This is a genomic window from Vibrio frigidus, from assembly GCF_042465995.1.
GTDB lineage: Bacteria > Pseudomonadota > Gammaproteobacteria > Enterobacterales > Vibrionaceae > Vibrio.
The window spans coordinates 283,266-297,008 of record NZ_JBCDMC010000001.1; the positions used below are offsets into that span (position 1 = coordinate 283,266).

Consider the following 13,743-nt stretch of genomic DNA (forward strand, 5'->3'; position numbering starts at 1 on the left):
CATCAAACTCCAGCATCTAATTAAAAACTCAATATATGATAAAAACCCTGCTGATTACACTCTCCGCGATAATGTTGACCTTTCTACTTTCTGGATGCGACTCAACGCCTGATAGCGTTCCACTTTTAGATATCAATTATTGTGAAAACCAAGATGTGATTGAGCGAGAACCACTGACTAAGTACAGTTCGGTCTTCGAATCTAAAATGAAAAGCCAAACAGGCGTTTACGTACTAGAACAAGGTGCTGAAGCGATGATGTCCCGAGCGTGGTTAACGGAACATGCGCAAGAAACCATCGACATTCAATACTTTATTTTTTCGACGGATAATGTTGGTTTAATTGCGAGCGACTACTTGGTATTGGCTGCTGAAAGAGGTGTCAAAGTTCGTGTCCTAGTTGATGACATCATGATCGAGGCGAGAGGGGACGAATTATTGATGCTTTCTGCTCACGAAAATATCGAGATTAAAATCTACAATCCCAATGCGAATATAGGCAAGAACATTGTTGATAAACTCAGCACGTTAGTGTTCGATTTTCATGGATTCAACCAACGAATGCACAATAAGGTTTTTATTGTAGATAAGCATGTTGCGATTACCGGAGGCCGGAATATAGCGGATGAGTATTTTGGTTTCGATCACCAATATAACTTTCGCGATCGAGATGTATTCCTTGCAGGAAAAGTGGTAACCGATCTACACACTTCCTTTGAGCAGTATTGGCAGTATGATCTAAGCGTACCTGTGCAAGATCTCGTCAAAGATAATCCTTTTGAAGAAAATCCCGATTTTACTCGGCTACACTCCTATGCTTGTAATCCTGAGAACTTTCATTTAGCTATCCGAGCAGAAATAGAACAGGTACCTGATACGTTCGAACAACTAAACAGAGAAGGTAAGTTTGTCTGGCTTGATGATGTTGAGTATGTGTCAGACATACCTAGTAAAAATGATGGTAGCCAGTTTCTTGGCGGTGGAAGCTTAACCCGAGATCGATTAATTGAGTTAACTCAGAACGCAAAAAAATCGATCATTATGCAAACGCCCTATTTAGTGACCACAAAGGCAGACAGGACATACCTGAAAAGTTTGGTAGATAAAGGCATAGAAATAAAAATTCTCACCAATAGCCTTGCTTCAAATGACAATCTAGAGGCATTCAGTGGATACCAACGAGACCGACAATCACTTTTAAATACGGGTGTTGAAATCTTTGAGTTTAGACCGGATGCAAAGGTCCGACAGAGGGTGATGACGGGGAATATGTACGAAACACTACCCACAAAACCCATTTTTGGTTTGCACGCGAAAACAATGACTGTGGATAATGACATTACTGCGATAGGAACATACAATTTTGACCCACGCAGCGCGAATTTGAATACAGAGAGTATGACGATAATCCGATCCGCTGAGATTACGAAAGATGTGAGATCTTCAATCTTATTGGAGATGGAACCAGACAATGCATGGCGAATCACCAAAGATTTCAATCCTGATAATAGGGTTAGCAGATCGAAGCAATTGGGTGTCAACATTCGTCGAATTGTGCCTAAAAATATTCTTTAGATCACTAGATCACTAGAGTACATTGGCCTCTACTCTCTTGGAATGCTGTTGAGTTAAGATTATTTCAACCTGTCATCCCGACAAAAATTGGCCTATTTTCACGAAAACCAATGTCATCCCCATGAAAATGGGGATCTAAACTCACCAAAATTCCCGTTTTCGCGGGAATAGTGAAGTAATTAGCACTAACTGAATCGCAGTACACTTTCGTGAGGATGACGAGTTTTATATGCCCTATAGAAGCGGCATTGAGGGTTCTTAATATTTCTTATAAAGTTTCATCTTACCTTGTCTATCAAAAGCGACAACATTGAAGTCCTTATACTCCGCTCCCGGCGCAGCCATTCCTGGAGAGTGCTGAGGCATACCCGGCGCGGAAAGCCCCGAGATATCTGTCGGTCTCTCACTAAGTAGCTTAGCGATATCAGATTCCGGTACATGGCCTTCTATCATGTAGCCGTCAATGACGGCGCTATGACATGAGGTAAGCTGGCCCGGCATTCCAAATTCTTGCTTAACCGATGTCCAGTCACGGCTGTGGTGAACGTTAACTTTGTAGCCTTTCTCTTCCATAATGGCCGCCCATTCAGTGCAGCAACCGCAGGTGGGTGATTTGTATAGTTCAACAGTGGGCTTTGCGAATACCGAAAAGCTCAGCATTGCGATAAGTATGAGGGTGAATTTTACTATTCTGGTCATATTAGTGTCCTACTTTAGTTCGTTAATTTTTTGAACTTTTAGTTCATAATTAGATGGTCTTAAATCCAGAGTGTTCCCGTCTGGATTCCATTGAAACGCCTTGGTTTCATACGGTTTAATAGATATGGGCTTACGGTTAATAAACCCGAGCAGATTTAGCTCAACGGGTTCAAATGTCTTATTCAAAATAACCAGTTGATTATCTATATTGGCGGCGAATTCCCCGTTCTGAAGAATCTCTTCTTTCTCGATCGTCCATTCAACAAGGTTCAGTGCACCAAGCTCGCCAACATAGATGGAAAGTAGCCGGCGATCCTCTGTGGTAAGCGTTGGTCCGAGTAACTTCATTGTCGGTTCTTTTTCCAAAATAAGATTTAAGGTGTCTAGCCCTTTGCCGCGAATATTGCCACCAGCATTTCCCCCTCCTTGTGCAAAAAGTCCGTGGCAGGTAGAACAACCATAACCACCAGCGGTTCTGAAAAGGTGTTGACCTTTCTCAAAATCAGATGAGTCTGACGTTGGTATATCGGACGTATCTTCACCTGAAGAAAAGGCAGAAAAGCTGATTAGTGCAGCGGCATATATAGTCGATTTATGTAACCAGTTCATTGGCTTACTATTCTCGTTTCATTTTATAAATGGACCTTAAGTCATCATTTTTTGTTGCGATAGACTAAATCAACGGAATTTCAGTGTCGTCAATCAACATCGTCGCCGTATTGGTTTTTCAATAGGTACTCTGTCACTTGATTTCTGTTGGTTTAGATTTGAATAGTGTTATGAAATCGGGGGTCTGAAGGGGGGCTGAAACCAAGATGGAGGAGCATTTTGGGGAATATAATGTATTCGAGGTGATCGACTTACGGAGTTGCTATGAGCAATATGGTTGGTTGTCGTTGAATATAATCCAGAGCAGGCCGTTCCACAGCATGTGTGAATAATACCGTTGTCATCACAACACTCACCTTGAGAGACGTTGCTGACGACAAGATGATCAGGACAGTGGTGGTCCGATGCCATGTTTTGATTTGCATACGTAGCATTTTCAGTAGATGAGCTACTCAGACTGTGAGGCATTGCTTTTGTTGAAGAATAAACAGGCATCACCGAAAACATTGAAAGCATGAATGCACTCAACGTTATTAGTAGGGTGAGACGGTTTATCATTTTCTTCAACGTTATCAACTTTTTTAAAACTCTCTATTCATTTTTTTAAGACACTGGATCAACACTTTTTCTGCAGAAAAATTGATATTTCGGGTGAGCTCTCGCACCAGATTTAAATGTAGCTGATTGTGCTGTTCATGCAATTGGTTACCTTTGTCCGTGAGACAAACAACAATTGATCGCCGATCTTCCGGATGCGGACAACGGTCTATTAAGTTTGCCGTCACTAACTTATCAACCTGAACCGTGAGTGTTCCGGTGGTAATGCCAAGCCTTTCTGCTAATTCCTTCATGCGCAAAGCGCCATGATTACCCAGCACCTCAACAGTATGGACCTGTGCCAAAGTATAGCCCGTTTCTTTTACAACGGATTGCTCCCAGGACGACATTTTATCATAGAATTCGGTCAGTAACTGGTTGAGAGAAGTCAGATCATTCATGCAGGTTTAGCGCTATGCAATTCAACAGTGAGGTGGTGAATCTTATCAAACTTACTTAGTAATTGCCTGTAATCATCAATATTTTTATTGCTCTTTGAACGTAAAATGAGACTGGCGGCATGGTGGTCGGCACTCACTTTCCAAATATGTAAGTCGATAATATCCGCATGGGGCTGAATGGCTGCGATGACCGAATCGCGGTATTTTTTATCAATAGCGGTATCGAGCAAAATTGGACTGGTTTGCTTAAGAAGTCCTATTGCCCATTTGGTAATTACGATAGCACCCACCATTCCCATCACCGCGTCTAACCAGTTCCAGCCTACATATTTACCTACGATGAGTGCGATGATGGCCAAAATCGACGTAAGCGTATCCGCTAAAACATGCATATAAGCCGCTCTAAGGTTATGGTCTTGATGGTGGGCATGGTGATGATCGTGAGAATGGTCATGATGATGGTTGTTATTATGCAATAGCACCATACTGGCAAAATTGACGATTAAACCAATGACCGCAACAAAAATAGCCTCATTAAACTGAATTTGTTGAGGATCAAAAAGACGAACCAAAGATTCCGAAAACATCATTAATGCAACAATACCAAGCGCGACAGCGCTACTAAAGCCACCTAAAACGCTGACCTTTCCCGTCCCGTATGAAAAGCTGTCATTATGGGCATGTCGTTTTGCATAACGATAGGTAAACAGAGTGATGCAGAATGCCGCAGCATGCGTCCCCATATGCCAGCCGTCGGCAAGCAGTGCCATTGATCCAAAAATTTTACCGGAGATGATCTCAACAAACATCGCGATGACGGTGAGAAGAAGGACATAAAAGGTTCGTTTTTCACCATTAGTGTGGTGAGAACCAAACTGATGAGAATGTTTTAAAGGCAAGATGGCAGGAGTGTTCATAATGTTTGATAGTCAAAGTATTTGATAGTAATCATATTTGATAATCAAACTATTTGTCAATCAAGTTATTATCCATGCCTGTTATATCAGTGCTTAAAATGCTGAACAGAATCTATTTTGACTAGAGTGTGAGTACGACTGATATTATTTAACTTGGGCCATAAAAAAGCAAGCTAACCTTCTGTTTAGTCAGGTGATTAACTTGCAAGCTCATATTGGGAATTAAGGGGTATATTTTGGGGTCGTTATGCAGCCACCACTTCTTTTTCTTTCGCGCATTCTACGGTTTTAAACTCACGGGCAAAGTAGACTAAAGCATCTTTGCCCTTATTCACGACAATATTATCAATTTCGACAAAGAAAACCGTGTGTGTACCCATCTCCAAATTTTCTGAAACATGACCTTCTAAACTGGTTAGACAGCCACTGAGTACAGGTACTTTTGCCTCGTTTAAAGACCATGCTGGGTCAGCAAAACGCTCTTCCATTGTTAACTCTGTCATCCCTGCAAAATCGAGTGACATCTTTTGCTGTTCTGCTGCACATACATTAATACAGAGATTCTTGTTTCTCTTGATTATATCGTTGGAGGCGCTGTTTTTATTCACGCACACCATAATGGTTGCTGGGGTGTCGGTGATAGAACAAACAGCGGTTGCGGTAATACCAACGGTTCCAGCTTCGCCGCCTGTGGTCACAATGTTAACGGCTGCTGCTAGGTTGGCCATTGCGTCTCTAAATAGTGGTTGATTAGACATTTTCTCAATTCCATCTGGTTAATATATTGTTAAGTTTCCATGTGAAACGGGTGATTGGAAATAGACGAAAACAAGAGATGCTTGCACTTTTCATAGGTTAATAAAAACGTGCAAATTATGTAATCTATTGTTAAATAAAACATAAACAATTAATTATCCTGCCTGATTGTACAAAAAGCTACATTGCTATAAATCGATAAATGTCACTGAAATGTGATCGAATGCTCATATTCGTTAACAAGTTGTTAGTAAGTTAAACGTAAACTACTTATTAATCAAATGGTTAGTTTTTTTCCAAATCATTCGGTTATATTTTGCACTTTTTGTTTCTGGTATTTAGTTAAGATGTTAAGTATTATGTTTAACATGTTAATGAAAGTCGTTTTTTAAGATAATCGATAAAAACAGAATAATTTGGCAAAGGAAGGTCAATCCATGCTCACTCCAGAACAAGTACAATCGGCAGCCGATAAGCTCTACGTAGCAGAAAAAGAGCGCTATCAGATCCCAGCATTTACGCTAGAACACCCAGACATGACGATGGCCGATGCTTATGCGATACAGAGCGCATGGGTAGAACGCAAGAAGAGCGAGGGGGCGAAGGTTAAAGGTTACAAGATTGGTTTAACCTCACGGGCTATGCAAATGGCAGTAAACATTGATCAGCCAGATTACGGTGTATTGCTAGACGATATGTTTTTTGCTGATGGTGCTCAAATTAAGGCAGATGACTTTCTTGACCCTCGTATAGAAGTAGAACTGGCGTTTGTATTAAAAGACCCTTTGAAAGGCGAAGATGTCACTATATTCGATGTGCTAAACGCAACAGATTACATTATTCCTTCCTTAGAATTGATTGCTGCACGTTGTCATCGTACTGACCCAGAATCGGGCTATACACGCAAGGTTTACGATACGATAGCTGATAATGCAGCGAACGCTGGCATTGTTGTCGGTGGCCGTCCAATCAAACCGATGGACTTTGATATGCGCTGGGCCGGAGCGATGCTTTATCTGAATGGTCAAATAGAAGAAACAGGGTTAGCGGCAGGCGTACTCGGTCATCCTGCGAATGGTATTTGTTGGGTATGTAAACGCTTTGCGCCTCATGATATAGGCTTGGAACCGGGTCAGGTGATTCTATCCGGTTCATTTACTCGACCTGTTCCTGTTAAAGCGGGTGATACCGTGCACGCTGACTTTGGTCCTCTTGGCGGTATTTCCGTTAAGTTTGTATAGAGGCGAGTTATGTCTACTTTGAATCCGGTGTCTGCGTTACCGATAAACAAATTTAAACGCGCTCTGCAAGGGGATGAAACCTTGTGGGGTTTATGGCTAGGTTTGCCTGATACAAGCTGTGCTGAAATCTGTGCTGGTGCTGGTTTTGATTGGCTACTTATAGACGGTGAACACGCGCCTTTTGAACTCAAAGATATATTGCATCATCTACAGGCATTAGCACCTTATGATGTGTCCCCTATCGTACGTCCAGATGAGGGGAGTGTAGCCAAAATCAAGAAGCTTCTTGATGTCGGTGCTCAAACCTTGCTTATCCCTATGGTGAATACAGCAGAACAGGCAAAAGAGTTGGTTTCAGCTGTTCGTTATCCTCCTCTTGGTATAAGAGGGATGGGAAGCTCTCTTGCTCGTGCGGCGAAATGGAACAAGGTTCCTCAATACTTACAGAACGCAAATGACGAAATTTGCCTCATTGTTCAAGTAGAAACTTTAGAAGCAATGGATAATCTAGAAGAGATAGTGCAGGTGGATGGTGTTGATGGTGTCTTTATAGGACCGTCTGATCTTTCCGGCGCAATGGGGTATGTAGGTAACCCAGATCATCCTGAAGTGGTTGAAAAGATCCAGTGGGGAATGGACGTCATCCACAACAGTGGCAAAGCGTCGGGAATTTTGTGCCTCAACATTGAAAAAGCTCAGCAATTTTCCGCAAGCGGAACTAAATTTGTCGGCGTTGGCGTCGACACGTTATTACTGCGTTTATCTGCTGAACAATTAGTGAATAGAGTAAAGAACCCAGAACAGAAAACTGAACAAACTAACGCGTCTAGCGGCTATTAGTTTGCTTAAAATAATGAGAGAAGGACTTCAGATGAATTCAAATCAGTTAGTCAAAGAGAAGTTTGTCTGCGTGGCACTTAATGATGCCAAGCAGTTAAATGAACTCAACGGCACTTTTAGTGAAAAGCCTTATGTAAAGCCACCGACTCAGCCGGTACTTTATTTTAAAACAAGAAATACATGGTCATCGGATGGAGCTAAAGTCAGCTATGTGGGCGATTCAATGGTCGTTGGCGCGAGTATTGCTTTGGTAATCGGTAAAACGTGTTGTCGCGTAAGCGAAACCGATGCACTGGATTATATTAGTGGATTAACCCTTACACATGACTTCTCTTTGCCAGAGCAAAGCTACTACCGCCCTGATATCAAAGGTAAGTGTTTAGATGGATCGGCGCCAATCGCTCAAAATCCAGTGCCACTTTCAGATATCGCTTCATTGGCTGATTTAACCGTTACAACAAGTGTTAACGGTGAAGAAAAAAGTGTGTTGAGCGTTTCTCAGTTCCATCGCAGTATCGAACAGTTGATTCATCTTATTTCCACCATTATGACGTTAAATGTTGGCGATGTTATCGCCGTCGGATTTCCCGGTGACCGTATAGCGGTTCAGGTGGGTGACAACGTCAGCTCAAGTATGAGCGGATTACAGCAACTTAATAATACTTTGACGGGAGAGTAATGATGAAAAGAGCACGTATACTCTTTCAAGAAGAGATTTTAAATGTAACCGTAAATCAAGTGGGCGAGATTCAAACGGAGTCGGGACAATTACTTCCAGAAAGTGATGTTCAATGGCTATCACCTGTTCAAAATCCGGGTACCATTTTTGCGCTTGGTCTTAACTATGCGGATCATGCTTCAGAACTCGCGTTCGCTCCCCCTACCGAGCCATTGGTTTTCATTAAAGGAACCAATACGTTAACGGGTCACAAGCAAGACTCGTATCGCCCAGATGATATCGAATTCATGCACTACGAGTGTGAGTTGGTCGCGGTGATTGGTAAAGAAGGTAAAAACATCGATCGTAAAGACGCGATGGATTACGTCGAGGGTTACACCGTATGTAATGACTTTGCAATTCGAGACTACTTGGAAAACTACTATCGCCCCAACCTTCGTGTGAAGAGTCGTGATTCACTTTGCCCTATCGGCCCATGGATAATTGATAAAGAGGATGTGGGTGATATCAGCAATCTGAAGATAGAAACACGAGTAAATGGTGAACTGACTCAAGAAGGCAGCACGGCTGACATGATCTTCGACGTGCCGTTCTTAATTGAGTATCTCAGTGCCATTATGACGCTTCAACCAGGTGACATGATTGCAACAGGAACACCGAAAGGGCTAAAAGACATGCAGCCGGGCGATGTCGTCGTCTGCTCGATTGAAAAAGTAGGTTCGTTAGAGACTCATATGGTTTCTGAACAAGAATTCTATTCATCGCGAATTACTGGCGACAACAACTCAAAAGGGACGAAATGATGGGTCAGGATCTTCAAAACAATTTAGACAAAGCCGCAACGTACCTCGCGCGTTTCAAAGAGAACACACTGGGGCATTACATTAATGGGAAATGGACACTAGGCAGTGAAGGCGAGACGTTCGATAACGGTTCACCAGTGCACAGCGAATCATTAGGTAAGGTCGTTAAAGCGAGCGTTTCTGATGTGGATGCAGCTTGTAAAGCGGCGGCGGCAGCTCAAAAAGAGTGGGGAGCAATGAGTGGAGCAAAACGTAAAGCGATTTTGCATAAACTGGCCGACAAAATTGAAGCACGCGCTGAAGAGATCGCATTGGTAGAGTCTTCAGACTGTGGCCAGCCGATTCGTTTTATGCGTCAAGCGGCCGTTCGCGGCGCGGCCAATTTCCGTTTCTTTGCTGATAAAGCACCTGAAGCGCGTAACGGACTTGCTTTGCAACAGGAAGAACACACTAACTTTACCGTTAAGTCGCCCATTGGCCCAGTCGGTGTTATTACGCCTTGGAACACGCCATTTATGTTGTCGACTTGGAAGATTGCACCCGCTCTAGCTTCGGGATGTACAGTCGTTCATAAGCCAGCAGAATTTAGCCCGCTTTCAGCCGCGATTCTTGCAGAATGTGCAGACGAAGCCGGTTTGCCTCCGGGTGTATGGAATATGATTAACGGATTTGGAGAAGTGGCGGGCAAAGAGCTGACACAGCATCCAGATATCAAGGCGATTGCCTTTGTCGGAGAAACCGTTACAGGCTCTATGATCCAAAAACAAGCGGCGGATACGTTGAAGCGTGCACACTTTGAATTAGGTGGAAAAAATCCCGTTATTGTTTTTGATGATGCCGATTTTGATCGAGCGCTTGATGCGGTTGTCTTTATGATTTATAGCTTAAACGGCCAGCGTTGTACGAGTTCAAGTCGTCTACTTATCCAGTCAGGTATTAAGGATAAATTCCTTACAGCATTGAAAGTGCGTGTTGCGAACCTTAAGGTTGGTCATCCGCTTGATCCCGTGACAGAAGTGGGTCCGTTGGTACATACATCGCATTATGAAAAAGTATTAAGCTATGTTGATGCTGCGATTGAAGATGGCGCAACCGTTGCAGTAGGTGGAAAACGTATTACTGATCTTGGCAACGGTAACTATCTAACCCCAACACTCTTCACTGATGCGAATAATACGATGCGTATCGCTCGCGAAGAGATCTTCGGGCCCGTGCTTACCACCATCGAGTTCGAAACTGAAGCAGATGCTGTCGCCATTGCTAACGATACTAACTATGGCTTGGCTGCTTACATTTGGACAAGCAATACAGGTCGTTCAATGCGTATGGCCCATAGTGTTGAATCGGGTATGGTTTGGATTAACTCTGAAAATAACCGTAACCTTCCTTCACCATTTGGTGGTGTGAAAATGTCGGGTATTGGTCGTGATGGCGGCGATTGGAGTTTCGATTTCTACATGGAAACAAAGAACGTCTGCATCGCATTTGATACCCACAGCGTTCCGGTATTAGGGCGTTAATATTTTTTTAATACAGACTCTAGTGTTAGCGAACATCAAAGGAAAAACTATGCCCCATTTTGTAGTGGAATACTCCGCCAATATTGAACAAGAGTTGGATCTGCCAGATCTATTGAAAGTACTCAACGAAACGGCTGTATCGACTGGCGTGTTTCCGTTAGGGGGCATTCGTAGCCGGGCATATAAAGCTGATGACTTTCGAGTAGCAGAAGGTGATCCAGAAAATGGGTTTATTCATCTTACGGTGAAGGTCGGTAGTGGACGATCAATGGAGACATTGAAAGAAGCCGGAGACATTATCTTTGCCGCCTTCACTGCATGCCTACAGCCGATATTTGATGAACGCTATCTTAGCATCGGTTTCGAAATGACCGAGCTGCATCCGACACTGAATTATAAAAAAAATAATATACACGAGAAGCTTAAAAACTTAGTGAGTTAAGCTGAGCTTTTAAGCGTTAGAAACTGAAACTGAATAAGAGCGTAATGAAGCCAACTCTACTATTTTAATCGGAGCGCTTTTGTTACCTCAAGCAAGGAGATACACAAGATGGGCGAACTTGTTGTTGCTGCAAAAATCACACACGTTCCGACAATGATTATGTCTGAGCAACCTGGCAGAATTTTCGGCTTGCGTCAGCACGCGATTGATGGACACAAAGAAATATCAAGAATCGCGCGTGAGAAAGGCGTCGATACGGTAGTTGTGCTGGATACGCACTGGTTAGTCAATGCTGGATACCATATTAATTCAAATACGCATTTTGAAGGATTATTTACCAGTAACGAATTTCCGCATTTTATTCAGAACCTACCTTATGAATATGAAGGCAACTCTAAACTGGGTGATCTAATTGCAGACATCGCGACAGAGAAGGGGGTCTTTACTCTTTCTCATCAAGTCGATTCGCTAGCGTTAGAATATGGCACCTTGGTTCCGATGCGTTTTATGAACGAGGATAAGCAGTTTAAAGTGGTTTCTGTTGCCGCCATGTGTACGGTTCATAGTCTAGAATCATCTCGACGATTGGGTGAGGCTATTCGTGAAGCGATTGAAGCCAGTGACAGTAAAGTTATGTTGCTTGCTTCCGGCTCACTTTCTCACAAGATCTGGGCCAATGAAGATTACGTTGCCAATAACGGTACGTTTACTATCTCTAGTGAATTTAATCGTCAGATGGATCTTCATGTACTGGATATGTGGCAGAAAGGTGATATTGAAACCTTCTTGAAAATGCTTCCAGATTACGCTGCGAAATGCGATGGCGAAGGGGGTATGCACGATACAGCAATGCTGTTTGGTGCTCTAGGATGGGACAAATACGAAGGCAAAGGTCGTTTAGTGAGTGAGTACTTCCCAAGCTCAGGAACTGGACAAGTCAACGTTTTGTTTGAGGTGTAATAAGTATGGTCGTGACTGGTTCGAGCCTGAGTTGGCGAACGGCACATCTGATCGCGCTTGCCGCGATAGAGTATGCGGAAGAGCATCAACTTAAGGTATGCGTATCGGTTCTCGATCGTCATGGTTACCCTCTTGCCCAACTTAGAATCAACAACGCCGCATTCCCCTGCACTGATATCTCCGTTAACAAAGCGTTTACGGCGGTAAGCTTTGGTTTTCCCACACAAGATTGGACTCGGCGTTTAGAGGGGAATCCCCACCTGTTAAGTAGTCTTTCTCAGCAAGATCGAATGGTCTTGTTTGGTGGGGGTATTCCGGTGCAGTTTCAAAATGAAACGATTGGTGCTATTGGTGTTTCTGGTGCGAGTGAGATCCAAGATGTAGAATGTGCTAACGCGGGAATTGAGGCTTTTTTAACACTTTCTGAACATGCAAAGTAACCGACATGAATAAGGATACTCAGCTTACCTATTTCTTGATATTGATGGCGATGGTTAGCCCTGTGGCTCTTAATATTGTTGCCCCAATTATGCCTATTCTGGCAAAAGAATTTGGTGCCTCTAACAGCGTAATCCAACTCAGTTTTACCGCCTATTTAGCCACGCTTGCTATCGGTCAGTTGTTTGGTGGCCCATTGGCGGACCGATATGGTAAACGCAATTTACTGTTGTGGGGGTTTGGGCTTCACGTTGCTGGTGGCTTAGTAGGGGTTTTTGCTAGTTCTGTCGAACTCATATTGCTTAGCCGAGTGATGCAAGCTGCGGGTGGGTGTATTGGTATGATGCTCGCGCGTAGTATTTTAGTGGACATGTACCCTTCAGAAAAAGCCGTTGAGAAACTGAGTTATGTAACCATGGGTGTGGCTGTCTCACAAGCGATAGCACCGACTGTCGGTGGCGTTGTGTCAGAATTTATTGGCTGGCATTCTGTATTTTATATGCCAATGTTGATGGCGACAGCGGTTTGGATCGGTGTGTTTTTCCAATATCCGAAACCAATAAGTGACGAAATGAGTTTAGGTAAAGCCGCTTCTTTTATCGGTACCTACAAAAAACTGATAAAGAATCAAGCCTACATCAGCCTTGCTTTGTCTAGTACGCTTATCGCTTGTGGGTTTTTCTCATTTGTTACCTGCGCCCCTTTTATAGTAAGCGCAAACTTAGGTGAGAGCCTAACCCAATATGGCTTTTGGTTTCTTTTTGTTGCCATTGGATTTATGGCCGGCAGCTTTACGAGTGCGCAACTATCAACACGACTATCTCATTCTAGCTCAGTAATTATTGGCCATAGCCTGTCACTCATTGGTGGACTGCTGATGTTGGTATCTTTTACGTTATTTGAGATTAGTTATGAAAATTTATTCCTCACTATGGCCTTGTTTACCTTTGGTCGTGGATTGAGTCAGCCCCATTTGCAGTCATTATCTATCGCGTCGGTAGAGGAAAACCGAGCGTCAGCTTCGGGCCTGCTCGGTTTTATACAATTACTATTAGGCGCATTGTTGGCGCAACTCGTTGGCGGATTAGTCGAACAGCTTGGGTCAATAATGCTGCCACTGTTTCTTGTTGGCTATGGAGTATGTGCGTTAGCACTCTATTTCCACTACCATCAAAATGACATAACCCGAATTCAGGTGACGTAAAAAAGCGGGCGCCGTCAAACATTAACCCTATCAACCAGATAGAAGAGTTGAGCTATCTAAAAG

Annotated in this window: 15 protein-coding genes; 10 read left to right on the forward strand and 5 right to left on the reverse strand. The window is 43.2% G+C overall.

Annotated elements, in window-relative coordinates; all coding sequences use genetic code 11:
* The first annotated feature begins 35 nt into the window (after positions 1 to 35).
* Entirely contained in the window at positions 36 to 1,574 is a 1,539-nt protein-coding gene (locus tag AACW90_RS01200; RefSeq protein WP_390229635.1) for a phospholipase D family protein, read from the forward strand.
* Positions 1,575 to 1,832: 258 nt separating this feature from the next.
* Here AACW90_RS01200 and AACW90_RS01205 read toward each other — a convergent pair whose 3' ends face one another.
* The 5 genes from AACW90_RS01205 to hpaC all read right to left on the reverse strand — a co-directional run bounded on the left by AACW90_RS01205 (position 1,833) and on the right by hpaC (position 5,555).
* Positions 1,833 to 2,273 carry a DUF411 domain-containing protein gene (locus tag AACW90_RS01205; RefSeq protein ID WP_347999810.1) on the reverse strand — a complete coding sequence of 147 codons (441 nt, stop codon included), beginning with the start codon at positions 2,271 to 2,273 and terminating at the stop codon, positions 1,833 to 1,835.
* A gap of 9 nt (positions 2,274 to 2,282) precedes the next feature.
* A complete protein-coding gene (locus AACW90_RS01210) occupies positions 2,283 to 2,882 on the reverse strand; it encodes a hypothetical protein (RefSeq protein ID WP_390229639.1) in 600 nt (199 codons plus the stop codon).
* Positions 2,883 to 3,463: 581 nt separating this feature from the next.
* Complete coding sequence (locus AACW90_RS01215) at positions 3,464 to 3,880, reverse strand: MarR family winged helix-turn-helix transcriptional regulator (RefSeq protein ID WP_390229642.1); 417 nt, start codon at positions 3,878 to 3,880, stop codon at positions 3,464 to 3,466.
* Positions 3,877 to 4,782 carry a CDF family Co(II)/Ni(II) efflux transporter DmeF gene (dmeF, locus tag AACW90_RS01220; protein WP_390230810.1) on the reverse strand — a complete coding sequence of 302 codons (906 nt, stop codon included), beginning with the start codon at positions 4,780 to 4,782 and terminating at the stop codon, positions 3,877 to 3,879. Before dmeF ends, AACW90_RS01215 begins: the two co-directional genes overlap by 4 nt.
* A 260-nt stretch (positions 4,783 to 5,042) precedes the next feature.
* Entirely contained in the window at positions 5,043 to 5,555 is a 513-nt protein-coding gene (gene hpaC, locus AACW90_RS01225; RefSeq protein ID WP_390229644.1) for a 4-hydroxyphenylacetate 3-monooxygenase, reductase component, read from the reverse strand.
* A gap of 435 nt (positions 5,556 to 5,990) precedes the next feature.
* Here hpaC and hpaH point away from each other — a divergent pair, with 435 nt between their 5' ends.
* The 9 genes from hpaH (at position 5,991) to AACW90_RS01270 (ending at position 13,680) form a co-directional block, all read left to right on the forward strand.
* Positions 5,991 to 6,794 carry a 2-oxo-hept-4-ene-1,7-dioate hydratase gene (gene hpaH / locus AACW90_RS01230; protein WP_275138116.1) on the forward strand — a complete coding sequence of 268 codons (804 nt, stop codon included), beginning with the start codon at positions 5,991 to 5,993 and terminating at the stop codon, positions 6,792 to 6,794.
* A gap of 9 nt (positions 6,795 to 6,803) precedes the next feature.
* Positions 6,804 to 7,634, forward strand: a complete 831-nt coding sequence (gene hpaI / locus AACW90_RS01235) for a 4-hydroxy-2-oxoheptanedioate aldolase (protein WP_390229648.1) — start codon at positions 6,804 to 6,806, stop codon at positions 7,632 to 7,634.
* Between the two features lie 31 nt (positions 7,635 to 7,665).
* On the forward strand, positions 7,666 to 8,313 hold the full coding sequence (locus tag AACW90_RS01240; protein WP_390229651.1) for a fumarylacetoacetate hydrolase family protein: 648 nt from the start codon (positions 7,666 to 7,668) through the stop codon (positions 8,311 to 8,313).
* Positions 8,313 to 9,116 (forward strand): fumarylacetoacetate hydrolase family protein, encoded by an 804-nt coding sequence (locus AACW90_RS01245; RefSeq protein ID WP_390229653.1) that lies wholly within the window; start codon positions 8,313 to 8,315, stop codon positions 9,114 to 9,116. Before AACW90_RS01240 ends, AACW90_RS01245 begins: the two co-directional genes overlap by 1 nt.
* Positions 9,116 to 10,636, forward strand: coding sequence for a 5-carboxymethyl-2-hydroxymuconate semialdehyde dehydrogenase (hpaE, locus tag AACW90_RS01250; RefSeq protein ID WP_390230813.1), 1,521 nt, complete (start codon positions 9,116 to 9,118; stop codon positions 10,634 to 10,636). The genes AACW90_RS01245 and hpaE overlap by 1 nt, the downstream gene beginning before the upstream one ends.
* A 49-nt stretch (positions 10,637 to 10,685) precedes the next feature.
* On the forward strand, positions 10,686 to 11,078 hold the full coding sequence (locus AACW90_RS01255) for a 5-carboxymethyl-2-hydroxymuconate Delta-isomerase (protein WP_390229656.1): 393 nt from the start codon (positions 10,686 to 10,688) through the stop codon (positions 11,076 to 11,078).
* A gap of 108 nt (positions 11,079 to 11,186) precedes the next feature.
* Positions 11,187 to 12,038 (forward strand): 3,4-dihydroxyphenylacetate 2,3-dioxygenase, encoded by an 852-nt coding sequence (hpaD, locus tag AACW90_RS01260; RefSeq protein WP_390229659.1) that lies wholly within the window; start codon positions 11,187 to 11,189, stop codon positions 12,036 to 12,038.
* A gap of 5 nt (positions 12,039 to 12,043) precedes the next feature.
* On the forward strand, positions 12,044 to 12,478 hold the full coding sequence (locus AACW90_RS01265; protein WP_390229662.1) for a GlcG/HbpS family heme-binding protein: 435 nt from the start codon (positions 12,044 to 12,046) through the stop codon (positions 12,476 to 12,478).
* Between the two features lie 5 nt (positions 12,479 to 12,483).
* Positions 12,484 to 13,680, forward strand: a complete 1,197-nt coding sequence (locus tag AACW90_RS01270) for a multidrug effflux MFS transporter (RefSeq protein ID WP_390229665.1) — start codon at positions 12,484 to 12,486, stop codon at positions 13,678 to 13,680.
* Positions 13,681 to 13,743: the final 63 nt, after the last annotated feature.

What these genes read in the sequence shown, in the direction of transcription:
- hpaH (WP_275138116.1), top strand. Translation starts at nt 5,991, where the DNA reads ATGCTCACTCCAGAACAAGTACAATCGGCAGCCGATAAGCTCTACGTA.
- AACW90_RS01240 (WP_390229651.1), top strand. Translation starts at nt 7,666, where the DNA reads ATGAATTCAAATCAGTTAGTCAAAGAGAAGTTTGTCTGCGTGGCACTT.
- AACW90_RS01205 (WP_347999810.1), bottom strand. Translation starts at nt 2,273, where the DNA reads ATGACCAGAATAGTAAAATTCACCCTCATACTTATCGCAATGCTGAGC.
- AACW90_RS01245 (WP_390229653.1), top strand. Translation starts at nt 8,313, where the DNA reads ATGATGAAAAGAGCACGTATACTCTTTCAAGAAGAGATTTTAAATGTA.
- hpaD (WP_390229659.1), top strand. Translation starts at nt 11,187, where the DNA reads ATGGGCGAACTTGTTGTTGCTGCAAAAATCACACACGTTCCGACAATG.
- hpaI (WP_390229648.1), top strand. Translation starts at nt 6,804, where the DNA reads ATGTCTACTTTGAATCCGGTGTCTGCGTTACCGATAAACAAATTTAAA.
- AACW90_RS01200 (WP_390229635.1), top strand. Translation starts at nt 36, where the DNA reads ATGATAAAAACCCTGCTGATTACACTCTCCGCGATAATGTTGACCTTT.
- AACW90_RS01255 (WP_390229656.1), top strand. Translation starts at nt 10,686, where the DNA reads ATGCCCCATTTTGTAGTGGAATACTCCGCCAATATTGAACAAGAGTTG.
- AACW90_RS01215 (WP_390229642.1), bottom strand. Translation starts at nt 3,880, where the DNA reads ATGAATGATCTGACTTCTCTCAACCAGTTACTGACCGAATTCTATGAT.
- hpaE (WP_390230813.1), top strand. Translation starts at nt 9,116, where the DNA reads ATGGGTCAGGATCTTCAAAACAATTTAGACAAAGCCGCAACGTACCTC.
- AACW90_RS01270 (WP_390229665.1), top strand. Translation starts at nt 12,484, where the DNA reads ATGAATAAGGATACTCAGCTTACCTATTTCTTGATATTGATGGCGATG.
- hpaC (WP_390229644.1), bottom strand. Translation starts at nt 5,555, where the DNA reads ATGTCTAATCAACCACTATTTAGAGACGCAATGGCCAACCTAGCAGCA.
- AACW90_RS01210 (WP_390229639.1), bottom strand. Translation starts at nt 2,882, where the DNA reads ATGAACTGGTTACATAAATCGACTATATATGCCGCTGCACTAATCAGC.
- AACW90_RS01265 (WP_390229662.1), top strand. Translation starts at nt 12,044, where the DNA reads ATGGTCGTGACTGGTTCGAGCCTGAGTTGGCGAACGGCACATCTGATC.